This is a genomic window from Saccharothrix tamanrassetensis, from assembly GCF_014203665.1.
Classification (GTDB): domain Bacteria; phylum Actinomycetota; class Actinomycetes; order Mycobacteriales; family Pseudonocardiaceae; genus Actinosynnema; species Actinosynnema tamanrassetense.
On the sequence record NZ_JACHJN010000005.1, the window covers coordinates 260,486 to 287,268 of the forward strand.

The window sequence follows — 26,783 nt, forward strand, 5'->3', positions numbered from 1 at the left end:
CGCGGTGGCGGTGCTGCTGCTCGCGCCGACCCTGGTGGTCATCCCGATGAGCTTCGGCGCCGGCCAGACCTTCGCGTTCCCGCCGAAGGAGTGGTCGCTGCGCTGGTACGAGGAGTTCTTCTCCTCGCCGCAGTGGATGTCGTCGGTGGTCACCTCGGCGCAGGCCGCGCTGCTGACCGGCGTGCTGGCCACGGTGATCGGGGTGGCCGCCGCGATCGGGCTGGACCGGGGCCGGTTCCCCGGTCGCGAACTGCTGCGCTCGGCCATGATGGCGCCGATGATCGTGCCCGGCATCGTGGTCGCGGTGGCCATCTACGGCACCTTCCTGCGCTGGCACCTCAACGGCACGCTGCTGGGCTTCGTGCTGGCGCACACCGTGCTGGCGGTGCCCTTCGTGATCACGTCGGTGTCCACCAGCCTGGCCGGCTACGACAGCACGGTGGAGGTCGCCGCCGCCAGCCTCGGCGCGTCCGGCTGGACGGTGCTGCGCCGGATCACGCTGCCGCTGCTGATGCCCGGCATCGCCTCCGGGTTCGTGTTCGCGTTCGTCACCTCGCTGGACGAGGTGGTGATCGCGCTGTTCCTGCAGACCCCGGAGATCCGCACGCTGCCCGTGCAGATGTACGACTCGATCACGCTGGAGATCGACCCGACCATCGCCGCGGCGTCCAGCCTGATCGTGGTGGTCACCACGGTGGCCCTGCTGCTGCCGCAACTCGTCCGCCGACGCCGGAGTGAATCATGAGGCCCTCCACCGCACCGACCTCGACCAGCCACGGGATCCGCATCTCCGGTGTGTCCAAGGTGTTCCCCGGCCTGCCCCGGCCGGCGGTCGACGACGTCACGCTGGACGTCGCGCCGGGGGAGTTCATGACCTTCCTCGGCCCGTCCGGCTCCGGCAAGACCACCACGCTGTCCATGATCGCCGGGTTCACCCCGCTCACCGCCGGCTCGATCTGCGTCGACGGCGAGGACATCAGCCGGCTCAAGCCGCACAAGCGGGACCTCGGCGTGGTGTTCCAGCAGTACGCGCTGTTCCCGCACCTGACGGTGACCAAGAACGTGGCCTTCCCGCTCCAGCAGCGCGCGGTGCCCAGAGCGGACGTCGAGGCCAGGGTGCGCGCGGCGCTGGAGCTGGTCGGGCTGGCCGACTTCGCCGACCGGCTGCCGCGCCAGCTGTCCGGCGGCCAGCAGCAGCGGGTGGCGCTGGCCCGCGCCGTGGTGTACCAGCCGCGCGCCCTGCTGATGGACGAGCCGTTGGGGGCGCTGGACAAGAAGCTGCGCGACCAGCTCCGGCGGGAGATCGCCCGGATGCACCGCGAGCTGGGCATGACGTTCCTGTTCGTCACGCACGACCAGGAGGAGGCGCTGACGCTGTCCGACCGGATCGCGGTGTTCAACAACGGCAGGGTCGAGCAGGTCGGCACCCCGAATGAGCTGTACGAGCGGCCGAGCACGCTGTTCGTGGCCCAGTTCCTCGGGGAGTCCAACGTGTTCGCCGACGACGGCGCCGAGGTGGTGGTGGTCCGGCCCGAGCGGCTGGAACTGCACGCCGAACCCGGCGCGGTGCCCGACGGCTGCCGCCACCGCAAGGCCGTGATCACCGACATCGTCTACGTCGGCAACCACCACCGGATCGGCCTGCGGTTCGCCGACGGCACGGAGGGCTCGGTGATGCGCCTGGCCGGCACCGCGCTGCCGGCCGCGCCGGGCGAGTCGGTGGTGGCCAGCTGGAGTCCGCGACACCAGGCCGCCGTGCCCCGGCCGGCCGCCACGTGGGGAGTGTGAGACGTGCGCAGAACCGGGATCGGGGTGGCCCTCGCCGCCCTGTTGCTGACCTCGTGCGGCACCGGCGGCGACACCAGGTCGCTGACCTTCGTGTCCTACGGCAAGGGCGCCTACCAGGAAGGGCAGCAGAAGGCGTTCCTGGAGCCGTACCAGAAGCAGTCGGGGGTCAAGGTCACGCTCGACGGGCCGTCGGACAACGCGAAGCTGCGCGCCATGGTGGAGGCCGGCCGGGTCACCTGGGACGTCATGGACACCGACGCGTTCATGGCGCGCGAGCACTGCGGCACGCTGCTGGAGAAGATCGACGTCGGCGACCTGAAGGACAGCTTCCCGCCGGGCACGCTGTCGGACTGCGGGGTGCCGGCGGCGTTGTTCGGCCTGATGCTGATGTACAACGAGAAGACCTACGGGGACAAGCCGCCCACGTCGCTGGCGGACTTCTACGACCCGGCGAAGTTCCCCGGCAAGCGGGTGGTGTACGCCAAGGACCCGGCCATCGGCCAGTTGGAAGCCGCGCTGCTCGCCGACGGCGTCGCGCCGGAGCGGCTGTACCCGCTGGACGTCGACCGCGCGCTGAAGGTGCACGACCGGATCCGCCACGACCTCACGCTGGCGCAGACCTACGGGCAGCAGCAACAGGCCATGGTGGACAACCAGGCCGACCTCGCGCTGGTGGTCAGCGCGCGGGCGTACTCGACCCTGCGGGCCGGCGGCACGCAGTGGAAGCGGGTGCCCACCAAGGTCCCGGTGACCTGGGACGTGCTGGTGGTGCCCAAGGGCAGCAAGAACAAGGACCTGGCCCAGGAGCTGATCCGGTTCGCCTCCCGGCCGGAACCGGGCGCCCGGTTCGCCGAGCTGTCCGGCGCCGGCGCGGCGAACACCGCGGCCAAGCCGGAGCTGAACGACGTGCAGCGGCAGATCGACGTGCTCGGTCAGGACCGCGCCGCGGACAAGGTGTTCATCGACGCGGACTGGTGGACCGCCAACTACAGCAAGGTCGTCCAGGCCTGGACGGTGTGGCAGACCAGCTGAGCAGGAGGAGGACTTCATGCGTGCCGCGGTGTTGCAGCGCAGCGGGCTGGACGGGATCGCGATCCGGGACGACGTGTCCACTGTGGACGTCTCGGACGTGCTGGTGCGGGTTCGGGTGCGGGCTGCCGGGGTGTGCCACTCCGACCTGTCGGCGGCCACCGGCCGGCTCGGGTTGACCCCGCCGGTGGTGCTCGGCCACGAGGCGGCCGGCGAGGTGTCGGCGATCGGGTCCGACGTGGACGGCTTCGAGGTGGGGGACCGGGTGATGGTGTCGTGGGTGCCGCAGTGCGGCGAGTGCGCGAGCTGCCGGCGCGGGCAGCCGGAGCTGTGCGGCTACAGCGCGCGGCCGGAGTACCGCCGGCCGCGGTTCGTGGTGGACGGTGAGCCGGTGGCCGCGCAGGCGGGCTGCGGCGCGTTCGCCGAGGAGATCGTGGTCACCCGGCACAACCTGGTGCCGCTGCCGGACGGGGTGCCGTTCGAGATCGGCGCGCTGGTGAGCTGCGGGGTGACCACCGGGGTCGGTGCGGTGCGGAACACGGCGGCGCTGGCGGCGGGGTCCAGCGCGGTGGTGATCGGCTGCGGCGGCGTCGGGATGGCCATCGTGCAGGCCGCCCGCGCCGCCGGCGCCGCCGCGGTGCTGGCGGTGGACCCGGTCGCGGCGAAACGGGAGCTGGCACTGGAACTGGGTGCCACCGACGTCGCGGAGCCGGCCGGCCTGGCCGCCGCGGTGGCGTCGGTGACCGGCGGGGAAGGCTTCGACGTGGCGTTCGAAGCGGTGGGCGTGCCGGAGACCATCCGGTCCGCCTACGACGCCACCCGGAGGGGCGGCACCACCGTGGTGGTCGGCGTCGGGGCGGCCGACGCGGTGGTGCCGTTCACGGCCCGCGAGCTGTACGCCAGTGGTCGCCGGCTGGTCGGCTCGGTGTTCGGCTCCAGCGACGTGCGCCGGGACTACCCGCGGGTGATCGAGTCGTGGCGGGCGGGCGACCTGCGGCTGGAGAAGTTGATCAGTGACCGGATCGGGCTCGCCGATCTCCCGGAAGCGCTGGCCGCCCTGCGGGCGGGCTCCGCACTGCGTTCGGTGGTGGTGTTCTGATGTCGATGACCGACGAGCGGTACCGGCGGATCACGGCCGGGGTGCCCCGGCTGGACGACGACCGGCTGCGCGAGGTCCTGCGAGTCTGCTTCGGGGTGTCCGCGGTGGACACGCGTCCGCTGGCGGGGGAGACCGACCAGAACGTGTGGGTGGCCGACGCGTCGGGCGCCGAGTACGTGTTCAAGGTGTGCTCGGCCGGGGACCTGGGCGCGGTGCGGTTCCAGAACGCGTTGCTGCGGCACCTGGCCGAGCACGCTCCGGACCTGCCGGTGCCGAGAGTGGTCGCCGCTCGCACCGGGGTGGCCACCACGCCGTCCGGTGACGTGATCCCGGTGCCCGGCGAACCGGACCTGGTGGCGCGGCTGCTCACCTGGCTGCCGGGCACGCCGCTGGCCGAGGTGGGCGCGCGCTCGGCGGAACTGCTCGCCGACGTCGGCGAGGTCGCCGGCCGGCTGGCCGCCGCCACCGTCTCCTGGCAGCACCCGGAGCCGCCCGCACCGCACTACTGGGAGTTCCCGCACGCCGCCACCGTGCTCGCCGAAGCCCTGCCCGCCGTCGCCGACCCGGACCTGCACGCGGCGATCAGCCGGGTCGAGGCCGAGTTCGTGCCGCTGCTGGACCGGCTGCCGGAGCTGCCGCAGGGCGTGGTCCACCACGACCTCAACGCGTTCAACCTGCTCGTCGGCCCCGGTCCGCGTCGGCGGGTGATCGGGGTGATCGACTTCGGCGACGCCCAGCGCACAGCCCGCGTCGCCGACCTGGCCATCCTCTGCGCCAGCGCCATGCGCGGCGTGCCGGACCCGCTGCACGTGGCCGCCGCACTCGTCGCCGCCTACCACCGGGTGTGCCCGCTCACCGACGCCGAGGTGGACCTGCTGTACCCGCTGCTGGCGATCCGGGCGGCCACCGTCGCGGCCACCGCCGCCCGGTTGGACGCCGCCAGGGAGCACGGCGACCCCCGGCACCGCTCCCCGGCGGCGGCGGAACTGGTCCGGGTGCTCGCGGAGACCCCGGCCGAGTTCGGCGTCGCCACCCTCCGGCACGCCTGCGGGCTGCCCGCCCAGACCCGGCAGGCCGTGGTCGACCGGCTCGCCGGCCGGGCGGTCGAGCCCCTGGTGGCAGGGGATCTGCGACCGGTCGACCTCACGGTGAGCAGTGCGGTCTTCGACGACGTCGACCCCCGCGACCAGGACGCGGTGCGCACCGCCTCGGCGGCGGCGATCCGCGCCGCCCGTCCCGCGGTGGCCGTGGGCCGGTACGGCGAACCCCGGTTCACCTCCGGCGGCGGCACCGTTTCCGTCGGACTCGACCTGTTCGCCGAAGCGGGGGCACCGGTGTCCGCGCCACTGGCGGGCTCGGTCGGGCACGGTCCGCCGGGCGTCGACCTCCTGCTCCGGCACGAGACCGCCGAGGACATCCGCTTCTGGACCATCTACACCGGACTGTCCACAGAGGTCTCTTTCGGCGACGAAGTGGCTGCGGGGCAGAACATCGGTGCGGTCGGACCGAACGCGCGGCTGCTGGTGCAGGTGTCCACCGTGCCGGTGACCGGATGGCGTGAAGTGCCCGCAGAGGTGCCGCACGCGGACGCCCCGGTGTGGCAGGCGCTGCTACCGGACCCGACCCCGCTGCTCGGCTCGCGGCACGCCGTGACCGCGTGGCAGTCGTCCACCGAGCAGACCCTGGCGGCCAGGCGGAAACACCTGTCGCACACCCACCCGACCTACTTCAGCGCGCCGATCACCATGGTGCGCGCCAGGGACTGCCGCTTCTACGACGAGAACGGCCGGGGCTACCTGGACGCGCTGAACAACGTGACGCTGCTGGGGCACGGCCACCCCCGGCTGGTCGACGCGGCCACCCGGCAACTGCGGCGGCTCAACACCAACAGCAGGTTCGTCTACGAGGTGCTCACCGAGTACGCCGAGGCGCTGACCGCCACCCTGCCGGACGGCCTGGACGTGGTGTACTTCCTCAACTCCGGCAGCGAGGCCAACGACCTGGCGCTGCGCATGGCCCGCTACCTCACCGGCCGCGACGACGTGGTGATCATCGACGACGCCTACCACGGCTACACCACGACCGTGGCCGACGTGAGCCCGTCCCGCTACAAGCACTACGGCAAGCCGGACACCACGCACCCCACCCCGGTGCCGGACCGCTACCGGGGCGGCTACGGCTACGACGACCCGGAGGCCGGCGCGAAGTACGCCCGCCACGTCACCGACACGTTCGAGCGGCTCGCCGGCGCCGGTCGACCCCCGGCGGCGTTCCTGTACGAGGGCCTGCTGGCCGGTGGCGGGCAGATCGTGCTGCCGCCCGGCTACCTCGCGCCGATCCACGCCGAGGCCCGCCGGCACGGCGCGTTCACCATCGCCGACGAGGTGCAGGTCGGGTTCGGCCGGCTCGGCGAGGCGTTCTGGGGCTTCCAGACCCAGGGCGTGGTGCCCGACTTCGTGACCATGGGCAAGGCGATGGGCAACGGGTTCCCGGTGTCCGCCCTGGTGACCACCAGGGAGATCTCCGAGGCCTTCGACCGCACCGGCCGGTTCTTCTCCACCTACGGCGGCAACCCGGTCGCCTGCGCGGTCGGCCTGGAACTGCTCCGGGTGCTGGACGAGGAACGCCTGCAGGACAACGCGTCGACCGTGGGCCGGTACCTGCGCGACCGGCTCGGTGAGCTGGCCGACCGGCACGAACTGATCGGCGACGTGCGCGGCCAGGGCTTCTACAGCGGGGTCGAGTTCGTGCTCGACCGCGCCACCAAGGAGCCCGCCGCGGCCGAGACGCTGATCATCTGCGAGCGGCTGAAGGAGGAAGGTGTGCTGGTGTACCCGACCGGACCGGCGTGGAACATCCTCAAGCTCAAGCCCCCGCTGACGTTCACCAGGGCGCACGCGGACGAGCTGGTCTCGGCGCTGGACCGGGTCCTGGAAGCGGGGTGGTGACGGTGACCGCGGACCTGGTGCTGCGCGGCGGCCCGGTGGTGACCGCCGACGAGCGGTTCACCGTCGCCTCGGCGCTGGCGGTCGCCGGAGACCGGATCATCGCCGTCGGCGACGACGACGCGGTCTCCGCCCTGATCGGGCCGACGACCCGGGTGGTCGACCTGGACGGCCGCGCGGTGCTGCCCGGGGTCAACGACGCGCACCTGCACCTGGCCATGTTCGGGCAGTCCCGGCGCAACGCCGACCTGACCGCCGTCGACTCGGTGGCCGCGCTGCACGAGTCGCTGCGGGCCGAAGCCGACCGACGTCCGGACGGCGACTGGCTGATCGGGGAGGGCTGGCGGGAGGCGGCCATCGCCGAGTTCCGCCCCGGCGGTCCCGGCCCCCACCGCCGGGCGCTCGACGAGGCCACCGGTGGGCGCCCGGCCGTGCTGCACCACGCGTCCCGGCACTCCGTGCTGGTGAACACCGCCGCGTTGCGGGTGGCCGGGATCGACCGCGACACCCCGGACCCGGTCGGCGGCATCATCGTGCGCGACGGCGACGGCGAACCGACCGGGATGCTGCTGGAGTCCGCCGGCATCCTGGTCACCCGGCACGCGCCGGTGCCGTCCAGGCAGGAGCGGCTCGACGCGATCGTGGACGGCATGCGGGTGCTCAACACGCTGGGCATCACCAGCGTGACAGACCCGATCGTGTGGCCGGAACTGCTCCGCGACTACGTCGTGCTGCACCAGCAGGGCCGGCTCACGGTGCGCGTCAACGCCCTGCTGCACTGGGACTGGCCCTCGCCGTCGACCTCGCTGGAGCGGTTGACCACGATGCTCGACCACGCCGGCGTGGCCACCGGGCTCGGCGACGACTGGCTGCGCGTCGGCGGGGTGAAGCTGTTCGCCGACGGCGTGCCCAGCCACGGCACGGCGTGGCTGCACCAGCCCTACCCGAACGGCGGCTACGGCCACCTCGTCACCCCCGGCGCGGACGACGAGGAGCGCTACCGCGAACTGCTCGACCTCATCGAGACCGCGCACCGGCACCGGCTCCAGGTGCAGGTCCACGTGACCGGCGACCGCGCCGCCGACGCGGCCGTCGACGGCATCATCCGCGCCCAGGCGCGTGATCCGTGGCCGCAGGCCCGGCACGCCCTGATCCACGGCACGCTGCTCGACGAGGACACCCCGCGCCGGCTCGCCGAGCACCGCATCGGCGTGATCACCAGTTCGCTGATGAAGTCCCACAGCGGCGCGACGATCACCGCTGCGGTCGGCGCGGACCGGTGGGCCCGGGCGTTCCCCGCCGGCGCGCTGCTGGCCGCCGGGGTGCCGGTCGCGGACAGCTCGGACGCGCCGGTCTGCTTCCCGGACTGGCGGCGCGGGCTGGCCACCTTCGTCGGCGCGGCGGCGAACCCGCTCGCCGAGGTGCCCGCCGGGCTGCGCCTCACCCGGGAACAGGCGATCCGGCTGTGGACCAGCGATCCGGCGTACTTCGAGCACGCCGAGCACCGCAAGGGTTCGCTGACCCCGGGACGGCTGGCCGACCTGCTGGTGCTGGACCGCGACCCCACCACCGTGCCGGCCCACGAGCTGACCGACCTCGCCCCGCAGTTGACGATCGTCGGCGGGCGCACGGTGTTCGAAGTGGACTGACGCCGCCGCCGGTCGCGACGGTGGTCCGTCGCCATGATCGGAGGAGGGTGCCGTCAGGGCGGTCGGGGGCCCGCCCTGACGGCGGTGGATCCGTGGTCACCGGGCGTCGATCGCTCCGGTTCCCACGGGTGGGGAGTGGTCGGTGGGTCGGTGGTGCCGGCGCAGCATCGCGTCCATGTCGTGGGCGTAGCCGGTGGCGATGCGCACCAACTCGTCGCGCTGGGCCCGCAGGAACGTGTTCTCCGACCGCAGCCGGACCAGCTCGGCGCGTTCGCCCTCGGTCAGGCGGTCGTCGGTTCGCGTGGTGTCCATACGTCCTTCTTCAGCGCAACGGGTCGAACTCGCGCAGGGCGGCGGGCTGCTTGCCGGTGGTGATCTGCTCGGCCAGCAGCCGCCCGGTCACCGGGCCGTGGGCCAGTCCCCACATGCCGTGCCCGCCGGCGACGTACACGTTCGGCGCGCGCACCGCCCCGATGACCGGCCGCCCGTCCGGCGTGACGGGACGCGGCCCGACCCAGACGTCGGTGCGCGCGTCCCACCGGACTCCGCGCAGCAACGGGCGGGCCGAGGCGATGACGGCGTCCAGCCTCGCCGTGACACCGGGAGCGTCGGGATCGCGGAACTCCATGGTGCCCGCGACGCGCAGCCCGTCCCGGTAGGGCGTGCACGCCACCCGCACGTCCGGCAGGTACACCGGACCGGGAACGGGGTGCTCCACCGGCACGGTGAACGAGTAGCCGCGGCCGGCCCGCACCGGCACGCGCACGCCCCACCCCCGGGCCAGCCTGGACAGCCACGCGCCGGTCGCCACCACGGCGACGTCGGCGGACACGGCTTGACCGGTGCGCGGGTGGACGGTGACCCCGTTGCCGCGGGTGCGGATGTCGGTGACCTCGAACAGCCGGACGGTGGCACCACGGGCCACCACCGCTCGGGCGAGCGCCTGGACGAACGCGCCGGGGTCGACGTAGCGCTGGCGCTCGACGCGCACGCCGGCGGTGAGCGCCGACGACGCCAGGGGCACCTGCTCCCGCAGTTCGTCGGCCGACAGCCCGGTGTGCGCCACCGGCTGGCCCTCCTCGGCCAGCCTGCGCAGCTCGCGCAGCAGGCCCTGGGCCTGGCGGGGCGTCTCGAACGCCGCGGTGATCGGCGCGTCGACCGTGGGCGCGTCCACGCCGTTGCCGGTGAGCACGTCGAACGCCTCGACGCACTCCTCGTTGAGCGGCAGGTTGGCCCGCACCGCCCGGCGCCACGACGACCAGCGGCAGTTCGCGGCGAACCTCGCCAGGAACGCCCACAACGCGGGGTCCGGCGACAGCGGCACGTGCAGCGGCGCGGTGGGGCTGAGCAGCGACCGGAGGCCGTAGCGCAGCACGGTCGGCTCGTTGAGCGGGATCGCCAGGCCGGGGGCGATCCACCCGGCGTTGCCCCACGACGCCCCGGCCGCCACCGCGGTCCGGTCGACCACGGTGACCTCGACCCCGCGCTCCTGGAGGAACCACGCGGTGGACAACCCCACGATGCCCGCCCCGACCACGACCGCCGACCGCGGCCCGCCGTCGATGCGCCCGGCCATGACCACCTCCAGACCCGATATCGCTTCCTGGGACCAGGATGGATCGACCGGAGCACCGGACCCTTGTCCGTTCCCTACATCCGGAGGGCCGGTTTCGGTGGGTTCCGCACAATCAGCGGGGTTGGTCGAGCTCGGTGGCGGCCAGGCCGATGATCATGGCGAGCCGCTTGCGGGCGTCGGCCAGGTCGACCCCCGCCACCCCGGAGATCCGGCGCAACCGGTTGCGGACGGTGTTCTGGTGCACGCCGAGCCGCTCACCCGCTTCCGCGAGGTCGCCCTGGGCTTCCAGCCACGCCCGCAGGGTGGCCGTGTAGTGGGTGCCGTGCTCGTCGTCGTGCCCGCGCAACACGGCCACCGGACCGCGCGCCGGCGTCCGCCCGGCCTTCGCGGCGGTCCGCAGCCGTTGGAGCAGGATGTCGTCCCACGACTCGTCGTAGGCCGGTGGATCGGTGTCCGGTGTGCGCGCCTCGTGCAGCGCCAGGCACTCGTCGGCTTCCTGCCGACCGGCGGGCAGGTCCGCCGGCTGCGCCGTCCCCCCGATCCCCGCCCACACCGTCACCTGGGCGGGCAGCGCCGCCCGCAGCGCGGCCACCCACGACCGCGCCGGCGACGCCTGCTCGCCGGGCAGGACCGTGTAGAGGGTGTTCCCGGACAGCGCGCTGCGACCCGGCCGTGACCAGCCGAAACCCGTGGTGGCCCGCTCGAACGCCAGCAGCAGCGCGGCGTGCCGCTCGTCGGCGACGTGCGCGCGGACGGCGATCACCCGCAGCGGGCCCGGCGGCAACCCCAGCCGGCTGACCACCGTCGCGGCGTCCACCGTCCCCTCCAGCAGTTGGAACACCAGGTCCGACTCCACCTGGCGTTCCAGGTCCGCACTGGCGCGTGACCGCAGCACGTGCAGTGCGACCGTGCGCGCGCCGTCGGCGAACGCGGTGCGCCGGACACCGGTCAACGGCTCGCCGCAGGTCGCCCACACCGACCCCAGCACCTCCCGCCCGGCCCGCACCGCCACCACCATCCGCCCGGTCAGGCCGTGCTCCCGGTCCTGCTCCACGAACAGCGGCTCGTCCGAGGCGGCCAGGTGCGCGAACACGCCCCGGGCGTCGAACAGCGCCCTGAGCCGCTCCGGCGTCCGCCGCCCCAGGATCGTCTCCGACCGGGCCGGGTCGGCGTGCTGCTGGAGGCTCGAATAGGCCAGCACCCGGGACATCCGGTCCTCGATGGTCACCGCGCCGCCGACCGCTGCCGCCAGGCTGTCCGCCAGCGCGAACAGGTCCGTGGGGCCGCGCCCGGACTCGGTCTCCCGGCCTTCCAGCACCAGCCCGTACACCACGCCGGCCAGTTCGCTCCACGAGACCGCGGGGTCCACCACCATCACCGCGACGCCTTCCGCGTCCCCGGCCTCGGCAGCCTCCCGCTCGTGCTCGGCACCGCCGCGCACCAGGACGACGGCCGCCCGGGCCGCCGCCGCCCACCGCACCGCCTCCACCGCGGAGCCGGCCCCGACGGCGAGGAACACGTCGCCCGTCGCGGGTCGGTCGTCGGCGGCGTCGCGCACCACCACGCTGCGCAACTCGGCCGACCGCGAAACCGGGCAGCAGCACAGCCGCACCCCGTAGCCGCCCAGGACGTTCACCAAGCGGTCCAGCCTCACCATGAGCAACCCCAACCAGAAGCGCGCGGAACCGGCTTCGTCGCCGCCGGGTCTAGTCCACCCGGCCGACGCCGCCGTACCCGAGCGGGCGTGCCGCGCTCTGCTGCTCCAGGTGGTCGTCGGGGCGCCAGTCCGGCAGGCACACCAGCCCCGGTTCGACCAGGGTCATCCCGTCGTCGAACCAGCCGAGGATGTCCCGGTGGGTGCGGACGTAGACGTGCTCGTCGGCGGCGGCGTAGGCCTCCACCAGGCGCGCCACCTCGGCCTGCAGCGCGGGGCCGGCCTGTTCGCTGGCGATGTGCGAGATCGCGAGGAAGCTGCCCGGCGCCAGCCGCCGCCGGTAGGTCGCGACCAGCTCCCTCGGTCCGTCGTCGTCGGAGATGAACAGCAGGACCCCGACCATCAGCAGGGCGACCGGCTGGGAGAAGTCGATCAGCCGGCGGGTCTCGGGGTGGTCGAGGATGGTGTCGGGGTTGCGGATGTCGGCCTGGACGATGCTCGCGAACGGGTTGCCCGCGAGCAGTTGCCGCGCGTGGGCGTAGGCCACCGGCTCGTAGTCCACGTACACCACGCGGGCGGCCGGGTCGACCTGCTGGGCGATCTCGTGCACGTTGCCGACGGTCGGGATGCCCGAGCCGAGGTCGAGGAACTGGCGGATGCCCTGGTCGAGGCAGAACTTCACCACCCGGCGCAGGAACGACCGGTTGAGCTTGGCGACGGCCGGCACCGAGGGCGCGATCCGCAGGACCTGGTCGGCGAACGCGCGGTCGACCGCGAAGTTGTGGGCGCCGTCGAGGAAGTAGTCGTAGGCGCGGGCGGCCGACGGCACGCTGAGGTCGACGTCGCTGCGGGGCTCGAACGAGGAGGAGGACACGGTATTGGGCCTTCCGGGGGACGGAGCCTGGTTCCAGGGATCCCGAGCCTAAGCGGCGCACCCCCGACGGGCTCCCGGAAGGGCCGGCTCCCCGCTCCGGTGGCCGGCGTGCACCCCGGTCACGGTCCGGTGAGGTGGCGTCGGAACCACGCGGTCAGGCCCGCGTCCACCTCTCGGGCCAGGGGTAGCTGGGGCGCGGGCTCGATGCCGGGCTCCTCCGCGAGCGGATGCGCCAACCCGGGGATCGACAGCAGCTCGGACCGTTCTCCCAGCGCTTCGACGAGGTCGAACGCGTCGGCACGCAGCGCCGGGTGATCCAGTTCGCCGCTGACCACCAGCAGCGGCGCGCGACCGGCGATGGTGCCCGCTTCCGTGACGAAGTCCAGGCTGTCGACGGCCTTCTCGGACTCGGTGTCGTACGGGTAGTCGCCCGGGAACAGGTCGACCACGGACCGCATCCGGATGGCGGCGTTGACGACCGCACCGGCGAAGACCGGAGTCTCGGTGTCGGCGAGGATCCGCAGCGCGACGGCCCCGCCCAGCGAGCCGCCGAGCACTCCGATCGGTCCGTCATCGACCGGCAGTTGTGCACGGATCGCCGCCAGTGCGGCCGGGAATTCTTCGGTCGCCTGTCGGACGAACGGGTACAGGAAGGACATCAGGGGGTCTTTGCGCACCAGCTCCAGGACCGCGTCCGTGCTGCCGTCGACCATGCGCGCCCCGCACATCGGCATCCCGAGGTGCACTCGCCACGCGGGAAGGTCGTTCATCGGCAACGCGGCAGCGAACGCCGCGTCCGACCTCGGCGCGTCCAACATGTGCCAGCTGACGACCAGTGGCGCGGGGCCCTCACCGGCAGGCGGCAGTGCGGTGAACGGCACGCCGGCGGCCGTGCCCGTGATCGGTGGGTGCATGTGGCCACGGTAGGTCTGCGGTCGTGTGCCGGAAATCGATTACGCCACCGGCGGAATCAACGCGACGAACCGCCCTCCCGACCCAAGCCGTGCACGCCCGCACAGACCCGTCGCCTCGTGTTCTCCCCGTATGGCCTGCCCGGAGGGCTACCGCGCTTGTCCTGGGGGTGCAAGCACGCTCTTCGCTTGCGCCCCCAGGACAAGGGTGGTCGTCTTTGACAGGCCATACGGGGAGAACACGACCGCTCTTTCTTTGTTCTTCCTCCCCGGAGGTCTGCCCAGCGGCGAGCGTTTCTCTTGGTTTTTAGTCTGAGGGTTGAAGGCGATCTAAATCAAGTCACTGACAGATCGCGCTGAAAAGAAAAGAAGAAGAGCGTCCTCGCCGGACGGGCAGACCGCCAAGGATGAGGGCAAAGCTCTTCGAGCTTTGCGGGCGTGGTGCTGTGTGTCATCCCCGTACGGCCTGGCCTGAAGACAACCACGCTTATCCGGGGAATGCAAGCGAAAAGCGTGCTTGCATTCCCCGGATAAGCGTGGTTCGCTGCGCGCAGGCCGTACGGGGATGACACACAGCAGAGAAGGGGTGTGCGCTGCGCGCGGCTTTTGGGCGGCTACGGGGTGGCGTTGGGCGTGGGTGGGTTGGGCGACCGCTCATGGGGTGTTCGAGGTTGGTCGTCGGGTTCGGGCATGGAAGAAAAATAGGGTCGGACCCGACGATGGGCGTGCGGTTATTCCACGGTGAGAGGTACGTCGGGACGGGGCGATAGCGTGAAACGCGGGCAGTGCGAGCCCGCAGGGAGCGAGGGCTCGACCATGACCGCCCGGATCGACCTGCCCGGCCGGAGCGGGCCGGCGACGGGTCCGGCCTCCCGGCCTGCCGAGGTGTCCCCGACCGAGGTGCGCTCCACCCTCGCGCGGTTCGACGGGGCCTGCGGGCGGGTCGACATGAGCGAAGGGCGACGATGAGCATTTCCGAGATGGACCTCCGTCCCGCGGCACGGCCCGAGCCGCCGCGTCCGCCGCGCCGCACCATGCGCGCGCTGCGGGACCGCCGTGACGAGCTGACCAGCCGCATCGCGCTGGGCAACCAGACGGCCGTGGAACGCCAGCACCGCCTGGGCAAGCGGACCGCGCGGGAACGCCTGGAGCTGTTGCTGGACGAGGGGTCGTTCGTCGAGGTGGACATGTACCGGAAGGGCACGACGGGCGCGTCCACGGACGGCGTGGTGGCCGGTTCGGGCACGGTCGACGGGCGGCGGGTGTTCGTCTACGCGCAGGACTTCACCATCTCGGGCGGCTCGCTCGGCGCGGCGCACGCGGCCAAGATCCACAAGGTGATGGACATGGCCATGGACACCGGGGCGCCGATCATCGCGCTCAACGACAGCGGCGGGGCGCGCATCCAGGAAGGTGTGATGGCCCTGGACGGCTACGGCGGCATCTTCCGCCGCCAGGTGGCGGCCTCGGGCATCATCCCGCAGATCAGCGTGGTGCTCGGCCCGTGCGCGGGCGGTGCGGCGTACTCGCCGGCGCTGGCGGACTTCACGTTCATGGTCCGCGAGACCGCCCAGATGTACCTGACCGGCCCCGATGTCGTGCAGGCCGTGTCCGGCGAACGGGTCACCCACGACCAACTCGGCGGGGCGGACGTGCACGGCGGCAGGTCGGGCGTGGCGTCGTTCGTGCACGACGACGAGGAGACCTGCCTCGCCGACGTGCGCTACCTGTTGTCCCTGCTGCCCGGCAACAACCTGGAGTCGCCGCCGTCCTGTGAGTGCGGTCCGGGCGACGACCTGCGGCCCTCGCTGGCCGACATCGTGCCGGTGGAGCCGAACCGGCCCTACGACATCCGGGCCGTGATCGCGGAACTGGTGGACGACGGGGAGTTCCTGGAGGTCCACGAAGGTTGGGCGGGCAACGTGGTGTGCGCGCTGGCCCGGATCAACGGCGAAGTCGTCGGCATCGTCGGCAACCAGCCGTTGGTGCTGGCGGGCGTCCTGGACACGTCCGCGTCCCAGAAGGCGGCCCGCTTCGTCCGGTTCTGCGACGCCTTCAACATCCCGCTGGTGACGCTGGTCGACGTGCCCGGTTTCCTGCCGGGCACCGAACAGGAGTACGGCGGGGCGATCCGGCACGGCGCGAAGCTGCTGTACGCGTACTGCGAGGCGTCGGTGCCCCGGATCCAGGTGATCCTGCGCAAGGCGTACGGCGGTGCGTACATCGTCATGGACTCGCGTTCGATCGGCTGCGACCTGTCCCTCGCCTGGCCCACCAACGAGATCGCCGTCATGGGCGCGGAAGCGGCGGTGAACGTCGTGCACCGCAAGGAACTGGCCGCCGCCACCGACCCGGCTGAGCTGCGGGCGGTGCTCATCGCCCAGTACGCGGACGACCTCATGCACCCCTACTACGCCGCCGAACGAGGCCTGGTGGACGACGTGATCGACCCGGCGCAGACCCGTTCGGCGGTGTCCCGGGGTCTCGCGATGCTCCGCGACAAGCGCCGCCGCACGCCCGCCAGGAAGCACGGCAACGTCCCGTTGTGATTTGCTGCTCCGCATGGATTGGGAGCAGCGGATCACCGAAGCGTGGGCACGACTGGACGATCTGTCCGAGGAGGACTTCCGCGCCCTGGTGACCTCGGCTGTCGCCGGGGCGCCGGAGGCGGTCGGCAAGTTCGAGCAGGCGGCGGCGTTCGACTCCACCGGCCACTCCGACCAGGCCGTCCCGTTGTACCGGGAAGCGTTGGACCTGGGTCTGACCGGCGAACGCCGCCGCCGCGCCGTGATCCAGATGGCCAGTTCGCTGCGCAACCTGGGGCAACCGGAGATCGCGGTCGAGTTGTTGGCGGCGGAGCAGGACGCCGGGTCGGACCACTTGGACGACGCCGTGCGGGCGTTCCTGGCTCTGGCGCTGGTGGACGTCGGCCGTGAACGCGAGGCCGCGTCCATCGCTTTGGGCGCGTTGGCCCCGCACCTGCCGCGCTACCAGCGTTCCTTGGGCAACTACGCGCGTGCGCTGCTGGACTGATCGACCCACACCAGCCTGGCACTGACGTCGGGCGGCCGGCTGAGCAGCCGGGGTGCGTCCTCGGCCACCATCTCCGCCACGAACTCTTCGAAGCTCAACACTGCGTCGTTCGTGTTCAGGCCACCCCGTTCGAGGCGGGCGCGCACACGTCGCACGGTGTCTCGTTCACGATCCTCACGCTGGTCGCCGACCGGCCCGGCATCGTCTACGTGGAAGGGCTCACCTCGGCGGACTACCTCGCTGACCGGTGCACGGGCGGCGGTGCGGGACACCAAGAGTCGGGAGTCGCGCGCGTTGGCGTTCGGTGCCTCCGCGTTCCAGGCCTTCCTGACCTCTCTCAAGAGCTAGCGGACGCGCAACGGCCCACCGACCGGAGGAGTGGTCGGTGGGCCGCTGCGTGACTGGCTTCGAGCAATCACCCGGTTACAACGGATGCGCGTTTACTCGATCGCGGTAGCCCACGCCACACTCGCGCTCACCTCCCATTTTCCCACATCCACCGGTGGAGTCAGCCGCACGTGCCAGACGCCGGGTTTCGGAGTGGTCAGGCGGAGCACTTCGACCGCACCGAACTGAGTGCTGACGGCCCCGCTTGCGCCCGGCCCCGCTTTCGTCACCTCCGCACTCGACGGGTCGAAGTACTTCGCGGCCACCACACTGTCGCCTTTGAGCACGATGATCGACACCGCGACGGCGTGGGCCGGCACCGTGACGGGCAGTTGCACCTCGTCCCGACCCACGAGCGGGACGCTCCGCACCTGCCCCGACCCGGTACACCGGCTGGTCGCCAGGGTCGACACCACCGCCCTGGGGAGTTCACCGGAACCGCCCGCCATATGCGCTTCCGGGGCCGGACCCCGGCACGTCGTCCGGTACCCGCCCGCGGCGTACTCGTCGAGCTCGCCGCGATCCGCGGTGCCGAAGCCGATGGGCCAGATCTGGACGTGCTTGTCCCGTGCGACGGCGAGGGTTTCCTTCAGCCGGCCCATGGCGGTCCGGGTCCGGACGTCCGGGGGCGCGGTCGCCCCGTACTCGGGACTGTCGATCACGTCGAGCCTCCCATCGGTGAGCAGGAAGACCAGCCTCGGCCCGGTGTCCGTGGTGGCGGGTCCGAACTGGGCGACGGCATGGGCCAGCGCCTGGGCGTGGTCGCCCCCGACGCCCTCGCCGGGGGGCCAGGCCCGCGGCTTCTGGATGCACCCTGCGAACTGCTCGCGTTCGGCCGCACCGGACGACTTCATCCGGGGACAGACCACGTCCACCGCGGAACCGGTGCCCGTGTCGTCACTGGCGAAGCCGAGCACCGTGACAGTGGAGTCCGGGGACAGCTCGGAGGCCGCGATCAGCGCGGCGGCCTCCCGTTCACGGGCCAGGTCGTCCGGTACGACGCTGCCCGACTCGTCGATCAGCACCACGATCTCCGCGGGCTTGACCACAACGCCCAGGTGGGAACCAGCCCCCGAATCGTCGCTGAGGTAACCGATCGGGATGACCGCGGCGGCGACGGCTGCCAGCACGCTCAACACCGTGGTGGGCAGCCAACGGCTCCAACGAGCGGGAGAGCGTCCCACGGTGACGATCGGCCCCTTGAACGGAGTTTCGAAGACCGTCACCGACGCGGACGACCTCCCCGGCGGTACGAACAGCCTGACAGGTATCGGTTCGAGCGTGTACGCCCCATCCCGTTCGTCGGCGGGCACCAGGCCCGGTGCGGGTACGCCGGTCAGCGCCGCGAGGAAGCGGCGGCCGAAACGGCGATCGGTGGGTCCGGCGACGCGCCGCCCGGGGGGATGGCTGCCGGTCAGCGCGGCCCAGTAGCGGGCGGCGAACGAGGGGTGGGGAGTCACCGGGTCGCCTCCGGCCCGTCCGCGACGGGCTGTGGCGCCGCCATCCTCGGGGTGGCCGCCCCGTTGGCGGCGGGCTCGGCCCGGCTCTGCTGGACCGCCTGTCGGGCGGACTGGAACGAACCCAATTGCTGGAGCACCGCCGGCGCCGAGGCGCCGACGGCGATGGCCGCCGCGATTCCGGCGAGCTGGTCGTGGAACACCGCCCCGGCGGCGGCTCCGAGAACGAGTCTGGTGATGCCCGCGGCCAGCCTCGCGGGCAGGTCGACGAACCTGCCGAACGACGGAAGCCTTCCCCCGCGCCGCGCCCGCTGCTGCCTGCGGGCTTCCTGCCACGCGTCTACCTGTGCGAATACCGTGATTGCCTCGACCAGAGCTCCGCCTGCCGCACCCAGCGCGATGGCGGTCAGCAACTCCATCCGATCTCCGCTCCGTTCACCGGTGTGGACCCGGTCGATCGGGAAGTCGTCGGCGGACGTCGCTTCGTATCACCGGCGGCGAGAGAGTCACCGTGTGGGTGAATGCAAAGGTTGCTCTTTGCGTAATTATGCGGACCACTCGGCGGCTTCAGCCGCGCCGCGCAGCGGTCAGACGGCCTCCAGGACGAAGAACAGGAAGCTCAGGAAGGCCCCGGAGGGAAACCGCGCGAGTTCGTCGGAGAAGAGTTCGCGGGCTTCCGGCGCCGGGTGCGGTTCGCTGATGACGGCGGTGCGGAAACCTGCTGCGGTGAAGGCGTCGGTCATCGCGTGCAGCGGCCGGTGCCAGTAGGTGAGCACGGCCTTCTGGCCGTTGAAGGTGTACTCGCTCGACCACTTGCTGATCGCGAAGTAGTCGGCTTCGCGCTGCTCCATCTTGAGGATGACGGGGTGGTTGACGACCACGATCAGCCGGCCACCGGGCTTCAGCACGCGCCGCAACTCGGCCAGCGGTGCGGTCCAGTCCTCCAGGTAGTGCAGCACCAGGGCCGCGACGACGTCGTCGAACGCGGCGTCGGGATACGGCAGCGGACCGGCGATGTCGGCGACCCGCAGATCCGCGTCGTCGCCGAGCCGCTGCCGGGCCAGCTCGACCATCTTCGTGCTGCGGTCGAAGCCGGCCACGATGGCGCCCCGGTCGCGCAGCGCCGCGGACAGGGGGCCGGCGCCGCAGCCGGCGTCGAGAATCCGGCGCCCGGCCACATCCCCGGCCAGGTCCAGGATCGCGGGCCGGGCGTAGTAGGCGTTGATGAGGCTGGTCTCGTTCTCGGCCGCGTACGCCTCCGCGAAGCCGTCGTAGTCGTTTTCCACGGCCACGTCGGCGGCTCCGGCAGAACTCTCGGGAGTGGCAGGCATGTTTCCCATGGTGCCGAGTGATCGACCGGGACGCCAGGAGATCATCTCGGCCCCGGTCGCCCGCGCCGGACCAGCGACACCTCCAGGCCGCCGCGGGTGTGCCCCTACACGGTGTGCCGGCCGATCCCGGCGAGGTAACGTGGCATGTCCAGCGGGCGATATGCCGGTCACGGCTACTTCGGTCTTATTTCGAAATTCAGCGGATAATCAGCGGACAATCGGCCCAGTGGAGCTCAGCGGTGTCAGCGCGCAAGTCGAAGAAGCCAAATTCTCGTCGGGTGGGCACTGTCGCTGATGAAGCGGGAACCGTTGCCGAGCGGCCGAACGGAAAATCCTTCCTGCGCCGGTACGGCGTCGCGATCGGCACCGTCACCGGCCTCGCCTTGGCCGCCATTCCGATCTGGCCGACATTCCACTCCGCATATCTCGCTGAAGATGCGAACCGCGCCGCCCAGAACGCGGAACTGTCGATCGTACGCGTCGACGTGACTTCGACCGTCGAGTTGACCGAAGAGACCCGTTCGCCGAGCAATACCGACGAAGTCACCGGAACGGGGAAGTTCAACGCCGCCGCGGCGAAGATCATCCTCCACAACAAGGGCGAACAGGCGGAACTCGTCAAGGAGGTTCGTGTAGCGGTGTCGAAGGCGCGCCGGCCGGAAGGTTGCCACGGGGCCGGTGGGGCGATCACCTCCGTCCGGTACGACTTCGTCCTGCCCGGTGACATCGACCGGAGGACGTTCCCGCTGCAGCTGCCACCCAAGAAGATCGACTTCGAAGTCGCCGGTCAAGCGAACGATCGACTCGCCGTCACCATCGGTGAGGAGTACATGGGCGAGGCCGGGTGGCCCTGGCTCATCTCGGCGTCGGTCGAACTCGTCACCACCGACAACCGGACGCTCAAGACCGACGAGTTCACCCTGATGGACTTCGACGCCGTCGACCGGGTCATCGGCGTGGTGAACAGAGGTCTACGGCAAGGGGCGAACCCGGCCGAGTGCGTCCAGAGGAACATCGGGGTGCTCGAAGAGGCGATCGAAGCGCCCGGAGACCACTCGAAGTCCATCGACACTCTGCTTGCCAGGCTCAAGGAGATGGGCTTCACGAGGGACTCCGCCCCCGGCACTTCATCCGCGGACGCTCCGAACAGCGTTCCACCGGTGCCCCCTGGCACCGGCAAGTGGGTGGCCCAGCTCGGATCTTATCCCGAGTCGGCTGTGACCGAAGGGCAGCTGAACGATGTCGTCGCAACCCTCGAACAGAAAGTCGGCGCAAGAATCAGCCGGCTGCGAAGTTCCGACTACGGCTCGCTCAACCCCGGATATTGGTTCGTGTTCTACGACGGCGAGGACTTCAAGGACGGCCATGAAGCTCTCGCCTTCTGCTCGAACCGGGGGATGAGCGACGAAAACCTGTGCGTGGGCCGGTATGTCAGCAGGAGCCAGAGTGACAGCAAACTGATCTGCAGGCCTGCTGATCCACAAGGTTCGCCGAGCTGCGTGCGCCCGTAGGCGTCTGTGACCCGCTCCCGGCTTCGATCGACGCTGCGTCGTGCCCGCTCTGCCCCGCCCATCGGTTAAGCTGGCGGCGTTCGCGACTGGCGTGACGAGGGTGGGACCGACCACCGGGGAGCGACGAGCCGGCTCGCACCGCGCGCCTGGGTGCCACGGCGCCCTGGAGGCTGTCGTGCACCGACCCGCTGTTCCCGCGCTGTCCGCCACCGATCCGGAGATCGCCCGGCTGGTGGAAGCCGAGGCCCGCCGGCAGTTCGAGAAGATCCGGCTCATCGCGTCCGAGAACTACGTGTCGCAGGCCGTGCTGGAGGCCACCGGCACCGTGCTGACCAACAAGTACTCCGAGGGCTACCCCGGCCGCCGCTACTACGAGGGCCAGCAGGTGGTCGACCCGGTGGAGGCGCTGGCCGTGGACCGCGCCAAGAGCCTGTTCGGCGTCGACCACGCCAACGTGCAGCCCTACTCCGGCTCGCCGGCGAACCTCGCCGTGTACCTGGCCTTCCTGGAGCCCGGCGACACCGTCATGGGCATGGCGCTGCCCTCGGGCGGCCACCTCACCCACGGCTGGAGCGTGTCCGCCACCGGCAAGTGGTTCCGCAGCGTGCAGTACGGCGTGCGCAAGGAGACCGGCCGCGTGGACCTGGACGAGGCCCGCGACCTGGCCCTGCGGGAACGCCCGAAGGTGATCTTCTGCGGCGGCACGGCCATCCCGCGCACCATCGACTTCCCGGCGTTCGCCGCCATCGCCGAGGAGGTGGGCGCGGTCCTGGTGGCCGACATCGCGCACATCGCCGGCCTGATCGCGGGCGGCGCGCACCCGTCGCCGGTCGGGCACGCCCAGGTGATCACCACCACGACGCACAAGACCCTGCGCGGACCACGCGGCGCGATGATCCTGTCGGACGCCGACCACGCCAAGGCCGTCGACAAGGCGGTCTTCCCCGGCCTGCAGGGCGGTCCGCACAACCACACGACCGCCGCCATCGCGGTGGCCCTGGGCGAGGCCGCGGCCCCGTCCTTCCGGACCTACGCGCACGACGTCGTGGCCAACGCCCGGGCGTTGGCGGCGGCCTTGGCCCAACGCGGCTTCGACCTGGTGTCCGGCGGCACCGACAACCACCTGATCCTGGTCGACCTGACCGGCAAGGCCATCGCCGGCAAGCCCGCGGCGAAGGCCCTGGACCGGGCGGGCATCGAGGCGAACTACAACACCGTGCCGTTCGACCCGCGCAAGCCGTTCGACCCCTCGGGCCTGCGCCTCGGCACCGCCGCCATCACCACCCGGGGCCTGGGCCCGGACCAGATGCCGCAACTGGCCGCGTGGATCGACGCGGCCGTGCAGGCGGCCGGCGACGAACCGCTGCTGGACCGCATCGCCGCCGAGGTGGCGGAACTGATGGCCGGCTACCCGATGCCCGGCTGGGCCTAGCGCGCCGCGTGCTCGATGTCGCGGCGTGGACCGAACGCCGATCGCGCCCGGTCCACGCCGCGACACCCGGACCGGCGCCGGATCACTCCCGCCCCGCCCCGGCCGGGCCGGTCCAGCCCGTCGGCGGCGCGTTGATCGTCGTCGGTCCGGCCCGTGCGGCTCCAGCCGTCCGCCACGGCGTCACCGGAACCGGTCGGTGGCGGCGACCCTGGCCGCCGACATGTCCGCACTGCCGCCGTGCGCCGTGTCGCGGATCATCACCAGTTCCGCGTCCGGCCAGGCGTGCGCCAGCCGCCACGGCGAGCCGACCAGGTTCCCGAGGTCCAGTTCGCCCTGCACGATCACGCCGGGGATGCCGGCCAGCCGGGACGCGTTGGACAGCACGTACCCGTCGGGCAGCCAGCAGCTGTGCGACCAGTAGTGGCAGACCATCCGGGCGAACGCCAGCCGGTACTCCGGCGGGTCGAAGCGGGCGTTGGCGGGCGTCAGCGGAAGCATCGCGTTCTCCCACGCGCACCACTCGTCGGCCGCCTTCAGGTGCACCGCCGGGTCCGGGTCGAGCAGCAGCTCCAGGTACTCGGTCGGCAGGTCGCCGTCCGGGTCCGCCACCACGGAGGTGAACCGGGCGAACGCCTCCGGGAACATCGCCCCCAGCCCGCGCGACAGCAGGTCGATCTCCTCCCGCAACCCGATGCCGACGCCCGCGTGCACCATCGCCGACACCCGCTCCGGGTGCCGGACGGCGTAGGTCAGGCCGAGCACCGAGCCCCAGGACGCGGCGAACACCAGCCACCGGTCGATGTCCAGCTCGGTGCGCAGCAGTTCCATGTCCGCGATGAGGTGGTCGGTGGTGTTCGCGGACAGGTCGACCACGGGCGCTCCGGCGTGCGGCGTGCTGCGCCCGCAACCCCGTTGGTCGAACAGCACGACCCGGTACGCCTCCGGGTCGAAGTAGCGGCGCATGTTGGTGTTGCACCCGGAGCCAGGTCCGCCGTGCAGCACCACGGCGGGTTTCCCGTCGGGGTTGCCGCACACCTCCCAGTACACGTGGTGCCCGTCGCCTACGTCGAGCATGCCGTGGTCGTACGGCTCGATCTCCGGGTACATCCGTGCCCCCATCAGACTTCACGGGAAATGCAACAGTGCTGTCACATTAGCCGAGGGGTCGCCTCGTGGCATCGGCGCGGGGTTCCGGCACGCTCGGGCACGTGAGCGCTCGATGACGACACGGAGGTGCCCTCGGTCTGATCCACAGCATGGAGGGGCTTGACGCCAGGTTTGGTAACGGTGTTCTATAACACTGTTTCCAACCTTGGGGGTGGTGTCGTGCGAGTCGGGTTCACCAGCTTGGAACACGAGGTGGTCGCCGAACTGGAGGTGCGCGGAGAGCTGCCGCGCTGGTTGTCGGGCACGCTGGTGCGCAACGGCCCCGCGAAGTTCGAGACCGCCGGTCGTCCGTTCCGGCACTGGTTCGACGGTCAGGCGATGCTGCACCGCTTCCGCATCGCCGACGGCGCGGTCGGCTACCGCAACCGCTTCCTGGACACGCCCGCCATGAGGTCGGTGCGCGACGACGGGCGGATCGCGTTCCGGGAGTTCGCCACCGACCCGTGTCGCTCGATCTTCGACCGCTTCTTCACCCGATCGCGGGTGGTCGCCAACGCGAACGCCAACGTGAACGTGCTGCTCGGCGGCGACGAGGACCTGGCGCTCACCGAGACGCCGATCGCCGTCGAGTTCGACGCCGAGACCTTGGCCACGGTCGGCCTGTCCGTGCCGGACGGTGCGCTGACCGGCCAGGTCACCACCGCGCACCCGCACGTCGCGCCGCGGACCGGCGACCTGGTCAACTACCTGCTGAAGTTCGGTCGCCGCAGCGTCTACCAGGTCTACCGGCAGCGTGCCGGCGTCCGTGAACTGCTCGCCGCCCTGCCCGTCGATCGCCCGGGATACGTGCACAGCTTCGCCGTCACCGAACGGCACGTGGTGCTGGTGGTGTTCCCGCTGGTGGTCAACCCGCTGGCGTTGTTGTTGCGGGGCAAGCCTTTCATCGAGAACTACCGGTGGCGGCCGGAGCTGGGCACGCGGTTCGTGGTGTTCTCCCAGGAGGACGGGTCGATCGTGGCCGACCGGCGGACGGACGCGTTCTTCGCGTTCCACCACGTCAACGCTTTCGACGACGGCGACCGGGTGGTGGTGGACATCTGCTCCTACCCCGACGCCTCGGTGGTCGACGCGCTGTACCTGGACGAGGTCCGGGGCGACGCGGAGCTGCCGCTGCCGTTCCCCACGCGGTACGAGGTCGGTCCGGACGGGGTGGACTCGCGCCGGCTGGCGGGGGAGGCGTTGGAGCTGCCGCGCATCTCCTACGGTCCGCACAACGGCCGTGCCTACCGGTACGCGTACGGGGTCGGCGCGCACGGCGGCTCCCGGCACGACTTCTTCAACCAGCTGGTGAAGGTCGACGTCCACAGTGGACGGACCTCGGTGTGGCACGAGCCCGGTCGGTACCCCGGCGAGCCGGTGTTCGTCGCGGCACCGGACGCGCGGGCCGAGGACGACGGGGTGGTGCTGTCGGTCGTGCTGGACGCCGGGGCCGGGCGGTCGTGCCTGGTGGTGCTGGACGCGTCGACGTTCACCGAACTGGCCCGCGCCGAGGTGCCGCACGCGATCCCGTTCGGGTTCCACGGGCAGTTCAGCTCGCGCTAGCCGGTCGCGCCGACCGGACACACCGCGCGTGCCCGGTCGCCGACCGGGCACCTCGCGGTGGTCAGCCGGCGATGGTGATGGCGCTGTCGCCGTCGACCCGCTGGGCGTCCAGGTCGTCGAACCAGTGGCCGCCGGAGGCCAGGTAGCGGAAGCGGTGGGTGCCGGGTGGCAGGATGACGGTGACCGTGCGGGTGCCGTCGCGGCGGGGGACCAGTTCGTGGATACCGGGCGTCCAGTCGTTGAACGAGCCGACGACGCTCACCGGGCCCTCCGGGGTGTCCACCGGGAGCGAGAAGGTGACCCGGCGCTTCGGGCCGAACAGGGGCGTGCTGCGGACCATCGTTCTCCCTCGCGAGGCGATCTTGCCCGTGCGCAGCCTAGCGTTCCGTCGCCACTGCGCGGTTCCAAGTGGACGGTCACGCGTACGGGTGACATACCATCGTCGGACCGGACTCGGGGGAGGTACTGCGGTGTCGACTTTGCTCGCGGCGGTGGCAGACGGTGACCTGGCGGAGGTGCGCCGGCAGCTCGCGGAGGGCGCGGTCACCGACGAGGACGTGTTCTACCACGCCTGCGAACGGGGGGATCCGGCGTTCCTGGATGCGCTCTACGCCCCCGGCTTCGAGCGGATGGTCAACCGGAAGCTGGACTTCGAGGACGCGGCCGGTCTGCGTTGGTTCCTGGACCGGGGTATCGACGTGAACGACCACTACTGCCTGCACCACGCCATCGGACGCGGGCGAGGCGTGCGGATCCTGACCATGCTGCTCGACGCCGGCGCGGACGTGAACCGGCCGTGGGACCGGTGGGACGCCGGGCGTCGCCCACTGGCGCTGGCCGCCCGCTGCGGACACCTCGCGGCCTACGAACTCCTGGCGGAACGCGGCGCGGTCGCCGAACTGGACGACGTGGACGCGGCGGTGCTCGCGGTGGCACGAGGCGAGTCCACGACTCTGCCGCGGGCGGTGTCACCCGTCCGGGGGACGCCGGACGGTGACGACTACGGCTGGATCCTCGGCCAGTTCGCCGCCCTGGGGCGCACGGACGTGGTGAAAGCCCTGCTGGACAACGGGATGGCCGTGGACACGCGAGGGTGGAGCGACTTCACGCCGTTGGACCAGGCTGCGATGAACGGTCGACTCGACACGGTCCGGCTGCTGGTGGAGCGCGGGGCGGACCTGGCGGACACGGCGTTCGACGAGCACGAGCCGACACCGTTGGACTGTGCGATCTGGGGATCCTCCAACAACCGCACGGATGACGGCGACTACCCGGGCACGGTGGCGCTGCTGGTCGCGGCAGGCGCGCCGACCGGCCACACCAAGCCGACCGGTGACCCGCGGATCGACGCACTGCTGCCCTGACACGTCAGTGCCCGATGGGGTTCGCGACTCCCGA

25 protein-coding genes and 1 riboswitch are annotated in these 26,783 nt (G+C 71.6%); of the genes, 14 read left to right on the forward strand and 11 right to left on the reverse strand.

Going from position 1 to position 26,783, the window contains the following annotated elements:
* Positions 1-4: 4 nt before the first annotated feature.
* From FHS29_RS17635 to FHS29_RS17660, 6 genes are read left to right on the forward strand one after another with little or no spacing between them, the layout of a single operon-like run.
* A complete protein-coding gene (locus FHS29_RS17635) occupies positions 5-745 on the forward strand; it encodes an ABC transporter permease (protein WP_312864965.1) in 741 nt (246 codons plus the stop codon).
* Positions 742-1,788, forward strand: coding sequence for an ABC transporter ATP-binding protein (locus tag FHS29_RS17640; RefSeq protein WP_184691755.1), 1,047 nt, complete (start codon positions 742-744; stop codon positions 1,786-1,788). Before FHS29_RS17635 ends, FHS29_RS17640 begins: the two co-directional genes overlap by 4 nt.
* A 3-nt stretch (positions 1,789-1,791) precedes the next feature.
* A complete protein-coding gene (locus FHS29_RS17645; RefSeq protein ID WP_184691756.1) occupies positions 1,792-2,820 on the forward strand; it encodes an extracellular solute-binding protein in 1,029 nt (342 codons plus the stop codon).
* A 16-nt stretch (positions 2,821-2,836) separates the two neighbouring features.
* Positions 2,837-3,916 carry a zinc-binding dehydrogenase gene (locus FHS29_RS17650; protein WP_184691757.1) on the forward strand — a complete coding sequence of 360 codons (1,080 nt, stop codon included), beginning with the start codon at positions 2,837-2,839 and terminating at the stop codon, positions 3,914-3,916.
* Complete coding sequence (locus FHS29_RS17655; RefSeq protein WP_184691758.1) at positions 3,916-6,864, forward strand: aminotransferase class III-fold pyridoxal phosphate-dependent enzyme; 2,949 nt, start codon at positions 3,916-3,918, stop codon at positions 6,862-6,864. Before FHS29_RS17650 ends, FHS29_RS17655 begins: the two co-directional genes overlap by 1 nt.
* A 2-nt stretch (positions 6,865-6,866) precedes the next feature.
* Positions 6,867-8,510: an amidohydrolase gene (locus FHS29_RS17660; protein ID WP_312864966.1), complete on the forward strand. Its 1,644-nt coding sequence runs from the start codon at positions 6,867-6,869 to the stop codon at positions 8,508-8,510.
* Between the two features lie 96 nt (positions 8,511-8,606).
* On the opposite strand, the gene FHS29_RS17665 is transcribed toward FHS29_RS17660, so the two are convergent.
* The 5 genes from FHS29_RS17665 to FHS29_RS17685 form a co-directional block, all read right to left on the reverse strand.
* Positions 8,607-8,822: a hypothetical protein gene (locus FHS29_RS17665; RefSeq protein ID WP_184691760.1), complete on the reverse strand. Its 216-nt coding sequence runs from the start codon at positions 8,820-8,822 to the stop codon at positions 8,607-8,609.
* Between the two features lie 10 nt (positions 8,823-8,832).
* Entirely contained in the window at positions 8,833-10,086 is a 1,254-nt protein-coding gene (locus FHS29_RS17670) for an NAD(P)/FAD-dependent oxidoreductase (RefSeq protein ID WP_184691761.1), read from the reverse strand.
* Positions 10,087-10,198: 112 nt separating this feature from the next.
* Positions 10,199-11,743 carry a PucR family transcriptional regulator gene (locus tag FHS29_RS17675; RefSeq protein ID WP_184691762.1) on the reverse strand — a complete coding sequence of 515 codons (1,545 nt, stop codon included), beginning with the start codon at positions 11,741-11,743 and terminating at the stop codon, positions 10,199-10,201.
* Between the two features lie 49 nt (positions 11,744-11,792).
* On the reverse strand, positions 11,793-12,614 hold the full coding sequence (locus FHS29_RS17680) for an SAM-dependent methyltransferase (protein ID WP_184691763.1): 822 nt from the start codon (positions 12,612-12,614) through the stop codon (positions 11,793-11,795).
* A 119-nt stretch (positions 12,615-12,733) separates the two neighbouring features.
* Positions 12,734-13,528 (reverse strand): alpha/beta hydrolase family protein, encoded by a 795-nt coding sequence (locus FHS29_RS17685; protein ID WP_184691764.1) that lies wholly within the window; start codon positions 13,526-13,528, stop codon positions 12,734-12,736.
* A gap of 813 nt (positions 13,529-14,341) precedes the next feature.
* Between FHS29_RS17685 and FHS29_RS17690 the strand changes: the two genes are divergently transcribed.
* The 3 genes from FHS29_RS17690 to FHS29_RS17700 are packed head-to-tail and all read left to right on the forward strand — an operon-like array spanning position 14,342 to position 16,558.
* Entirely contained in the window at positions 14,342-14,494 is a 153-nt protein-coding gene (locus FHS29_RS17690; RefSeq protein WP_184691765.1) for a hypothetical protein, read from the forward strand.
* 11 nt (positions 14,495-14,505) lie between these two features.
* Positions 14,506-16,074: an acyl-CoA carboxylase subunit beta gene (locus FHS29_RS17695; RefSeq protein ID WP_376774440.1), complete on the forward strand. Its 1,569-nt coding sequence runs from the start codon at positions 14,506-14,508 to the stop codon at positions 16,072-16,074.
* Positions 16,075-16,087: 13 nt separating this feature from the next.
* A complete protein-coding gene (locus tag FHS29_RS17700; protein WP_184691766.1) occupies positions 16,088-16,558 on the forward strand; it encodes a tetratricopeptide repeat protein in 471 nt (156 codons plus the stop codon).
* Here the strand turns inward: FHS29_RS17700 and FHS29_RS36865 are convergent.
* Entirely contained in the window at positions 16,534-16,713 is a 180-nt protein-coding gene (locus tag FHS29_RS36865) for a hypothetical protein (protein ID WP_184691767.1), read from the reverse strand. The two genes, FHS29_RS17700 and FHS29_RS36865, sit on opposite strands and share 25 nt — an antisense overlap.
* A gap of 106 nt (positions 16,714-16,819) precedes the next feature.
* Between FHS29_RS36865 and FHS29_RS38490 the strand changes: the two genes are divergently transcribed.
* Entirely contained in the window at positions 16,820-16,906 is an 87-nt protein-coding gene (locus tag FHS29_RS38490; RefSeq protein ID WP_376774450.1) for a DUF397 domain-containing protein, read from the forward strand.
* Positions 16,907-16,998: 92 nt separating this feature from the next.
* Here the strand turns inward: FHS29_RS38490 and FHS29_RS17715 are convergent, their stop codons facing one another.
* The 3 genes from FHS29_RS17715 to FHS29_RS17725 all read right to left on the reverse strand — a co-directional run bounded on the left by FHS29_RS17715 (position 16,999) and on the right by FHS29_RS17725 (position 19,733).
* Positions 16,999-18,405, reverse strand: coding sequence for a vWA domain-containing protein (locus tag FHS29_RS17715; RefSeq protein ID WP_184691769.1), 1,407 nt, complete (start codon positions 18,403-18,405; stop codon positions 16,999-17,001).
* Complete coding sequence (locus tag FHS29_RS17720) at positions 18,402-18,821, reverse strand: hypothetical protein (RefSeq protein WP_184691770.1); 420 nt, start codon at positions 18,819-18,821, stop codon at positions 18,402-18,404. The genes FHS29_RS17715 and FHS29_RS17720 overlap by 4 nt, the downstream gene beginning before the upstream one ends.
* Before the next feature lie 168 nt (positions 18,822-18,989).
* A complete protein-coding gene (locus FHS29_RS17725) occupies positions 18,990-19,733 on the reverse strand; it encodes a class I SAM-dependent methyltransferase (protein ID WP_246440430.1) in 744 nt (247 codons plus the stop codon).
* A 239-nt stretch (positions 19,734-19,972) separates the two neighbouring features.
* On the opposite strand from FHS29_RS17725, the gene FHS29_RS17730 reads away from it, so the two are divergent.
* The gene (locus FHS29_RS17730) at positions 19,973-21,244 is read left to right on the forward strand and encodes a hypothetical protein (protein ID WP_184691772.1); all 1,272 of its coding nucleotides are present in this window, start codon (positions 19,973-19,975) and stop codon (positions 21,242-21,244) included.
* 72 nt (positions 21,245-21,316) lie between these two features.
* A riboswitch (ZMP/ZTP riboswitch) is annotated at positions 21,317-21,403 on the forward strand.
* A 16-nt stretch (positions 21,404-21,419) separates the two neighbouring features.
* The gene (gene glyA, locus FHS29_RS17735) at positions 21,420-22,676 is read left to right on the forward strand and encodes a serine hydroxymethyltransferase (RefSeq protein ID WP_184691773.1); all 1,257 of its coding nucleotides are present in this window, start codon (positions 21,420-21,422) and stop codon (positions 22,674-22,676) included.
* Positions 22,677-22,856: 180 nt separating this feature from the next.
* Here the strand turns inward: glyA and pip are convergent, their stop codons facing one another.
* Positions 22,857-23,795 (reverse strand): prolyl aminopeptidase, encoded by a 939-nt coding sequence (gene pip / locus FHS29_RS17740; RefSeq protein ID WP_246440431.1) that lies wholly within the window; start codon positions 23,793-23,795, stop codon positions 22,857-22,859.
* Between the two features lie 207 nt (positions 23,796-24,002).
* Between pip and FHS29_RS17745 the strand changes: the two genes are divergently transcribed.
* Positions 24,003-25,385 (forward strand): carotenoid oxygenase family protein, encoded by a 1,383-nt coding sequence (locus FHS29_RS17745; RefSeq protein ID WP_184691774.1) that lies wholly within the window; start codon positions 24,003-24,005, stop codon positions 25,383-25,385.
* A 61-nt stretch (positions 25,386-25,446) separates the two neighbouring features.
* Here the strand turns inward: FHS29_RS17745 and FHS29_RS17750 are convergent, their stop codons facing one another.
* Positions 25,447-25,725: an isoamylase early set domain-containing protein gene (locus FHS29_RS17750; RefSeq protein WP_184691775.1), complete on the reverse strand. Its 279-nt coding sequence runs from the start codon at positions 25,723-25,725 to the stop codon at positions 25,447-25,449.
* A 130-nt stretch (positions 25,726-25,855) separates the two neighbouring features.
* On the opposite strand from FHS29_RS17750, the gene FHS29_RS17755 reads away from it, so the two are divergent.
* The gene (locus tag FHS29_RS17755; RefSeq protein WP_184691776.1) at positions 25,856-26,749 is read left to right on the forward strand and encodes an ankyrin repeat domain-containing protein; all 894 of its coding nucleotides are present in this window, start codon (positions 25,856-25,858) and stop codon (positions 26,747-26,749) included.
* The last annotated feature ends 34 nt before the right edge of the window (positions 26,750-26,783 follow it).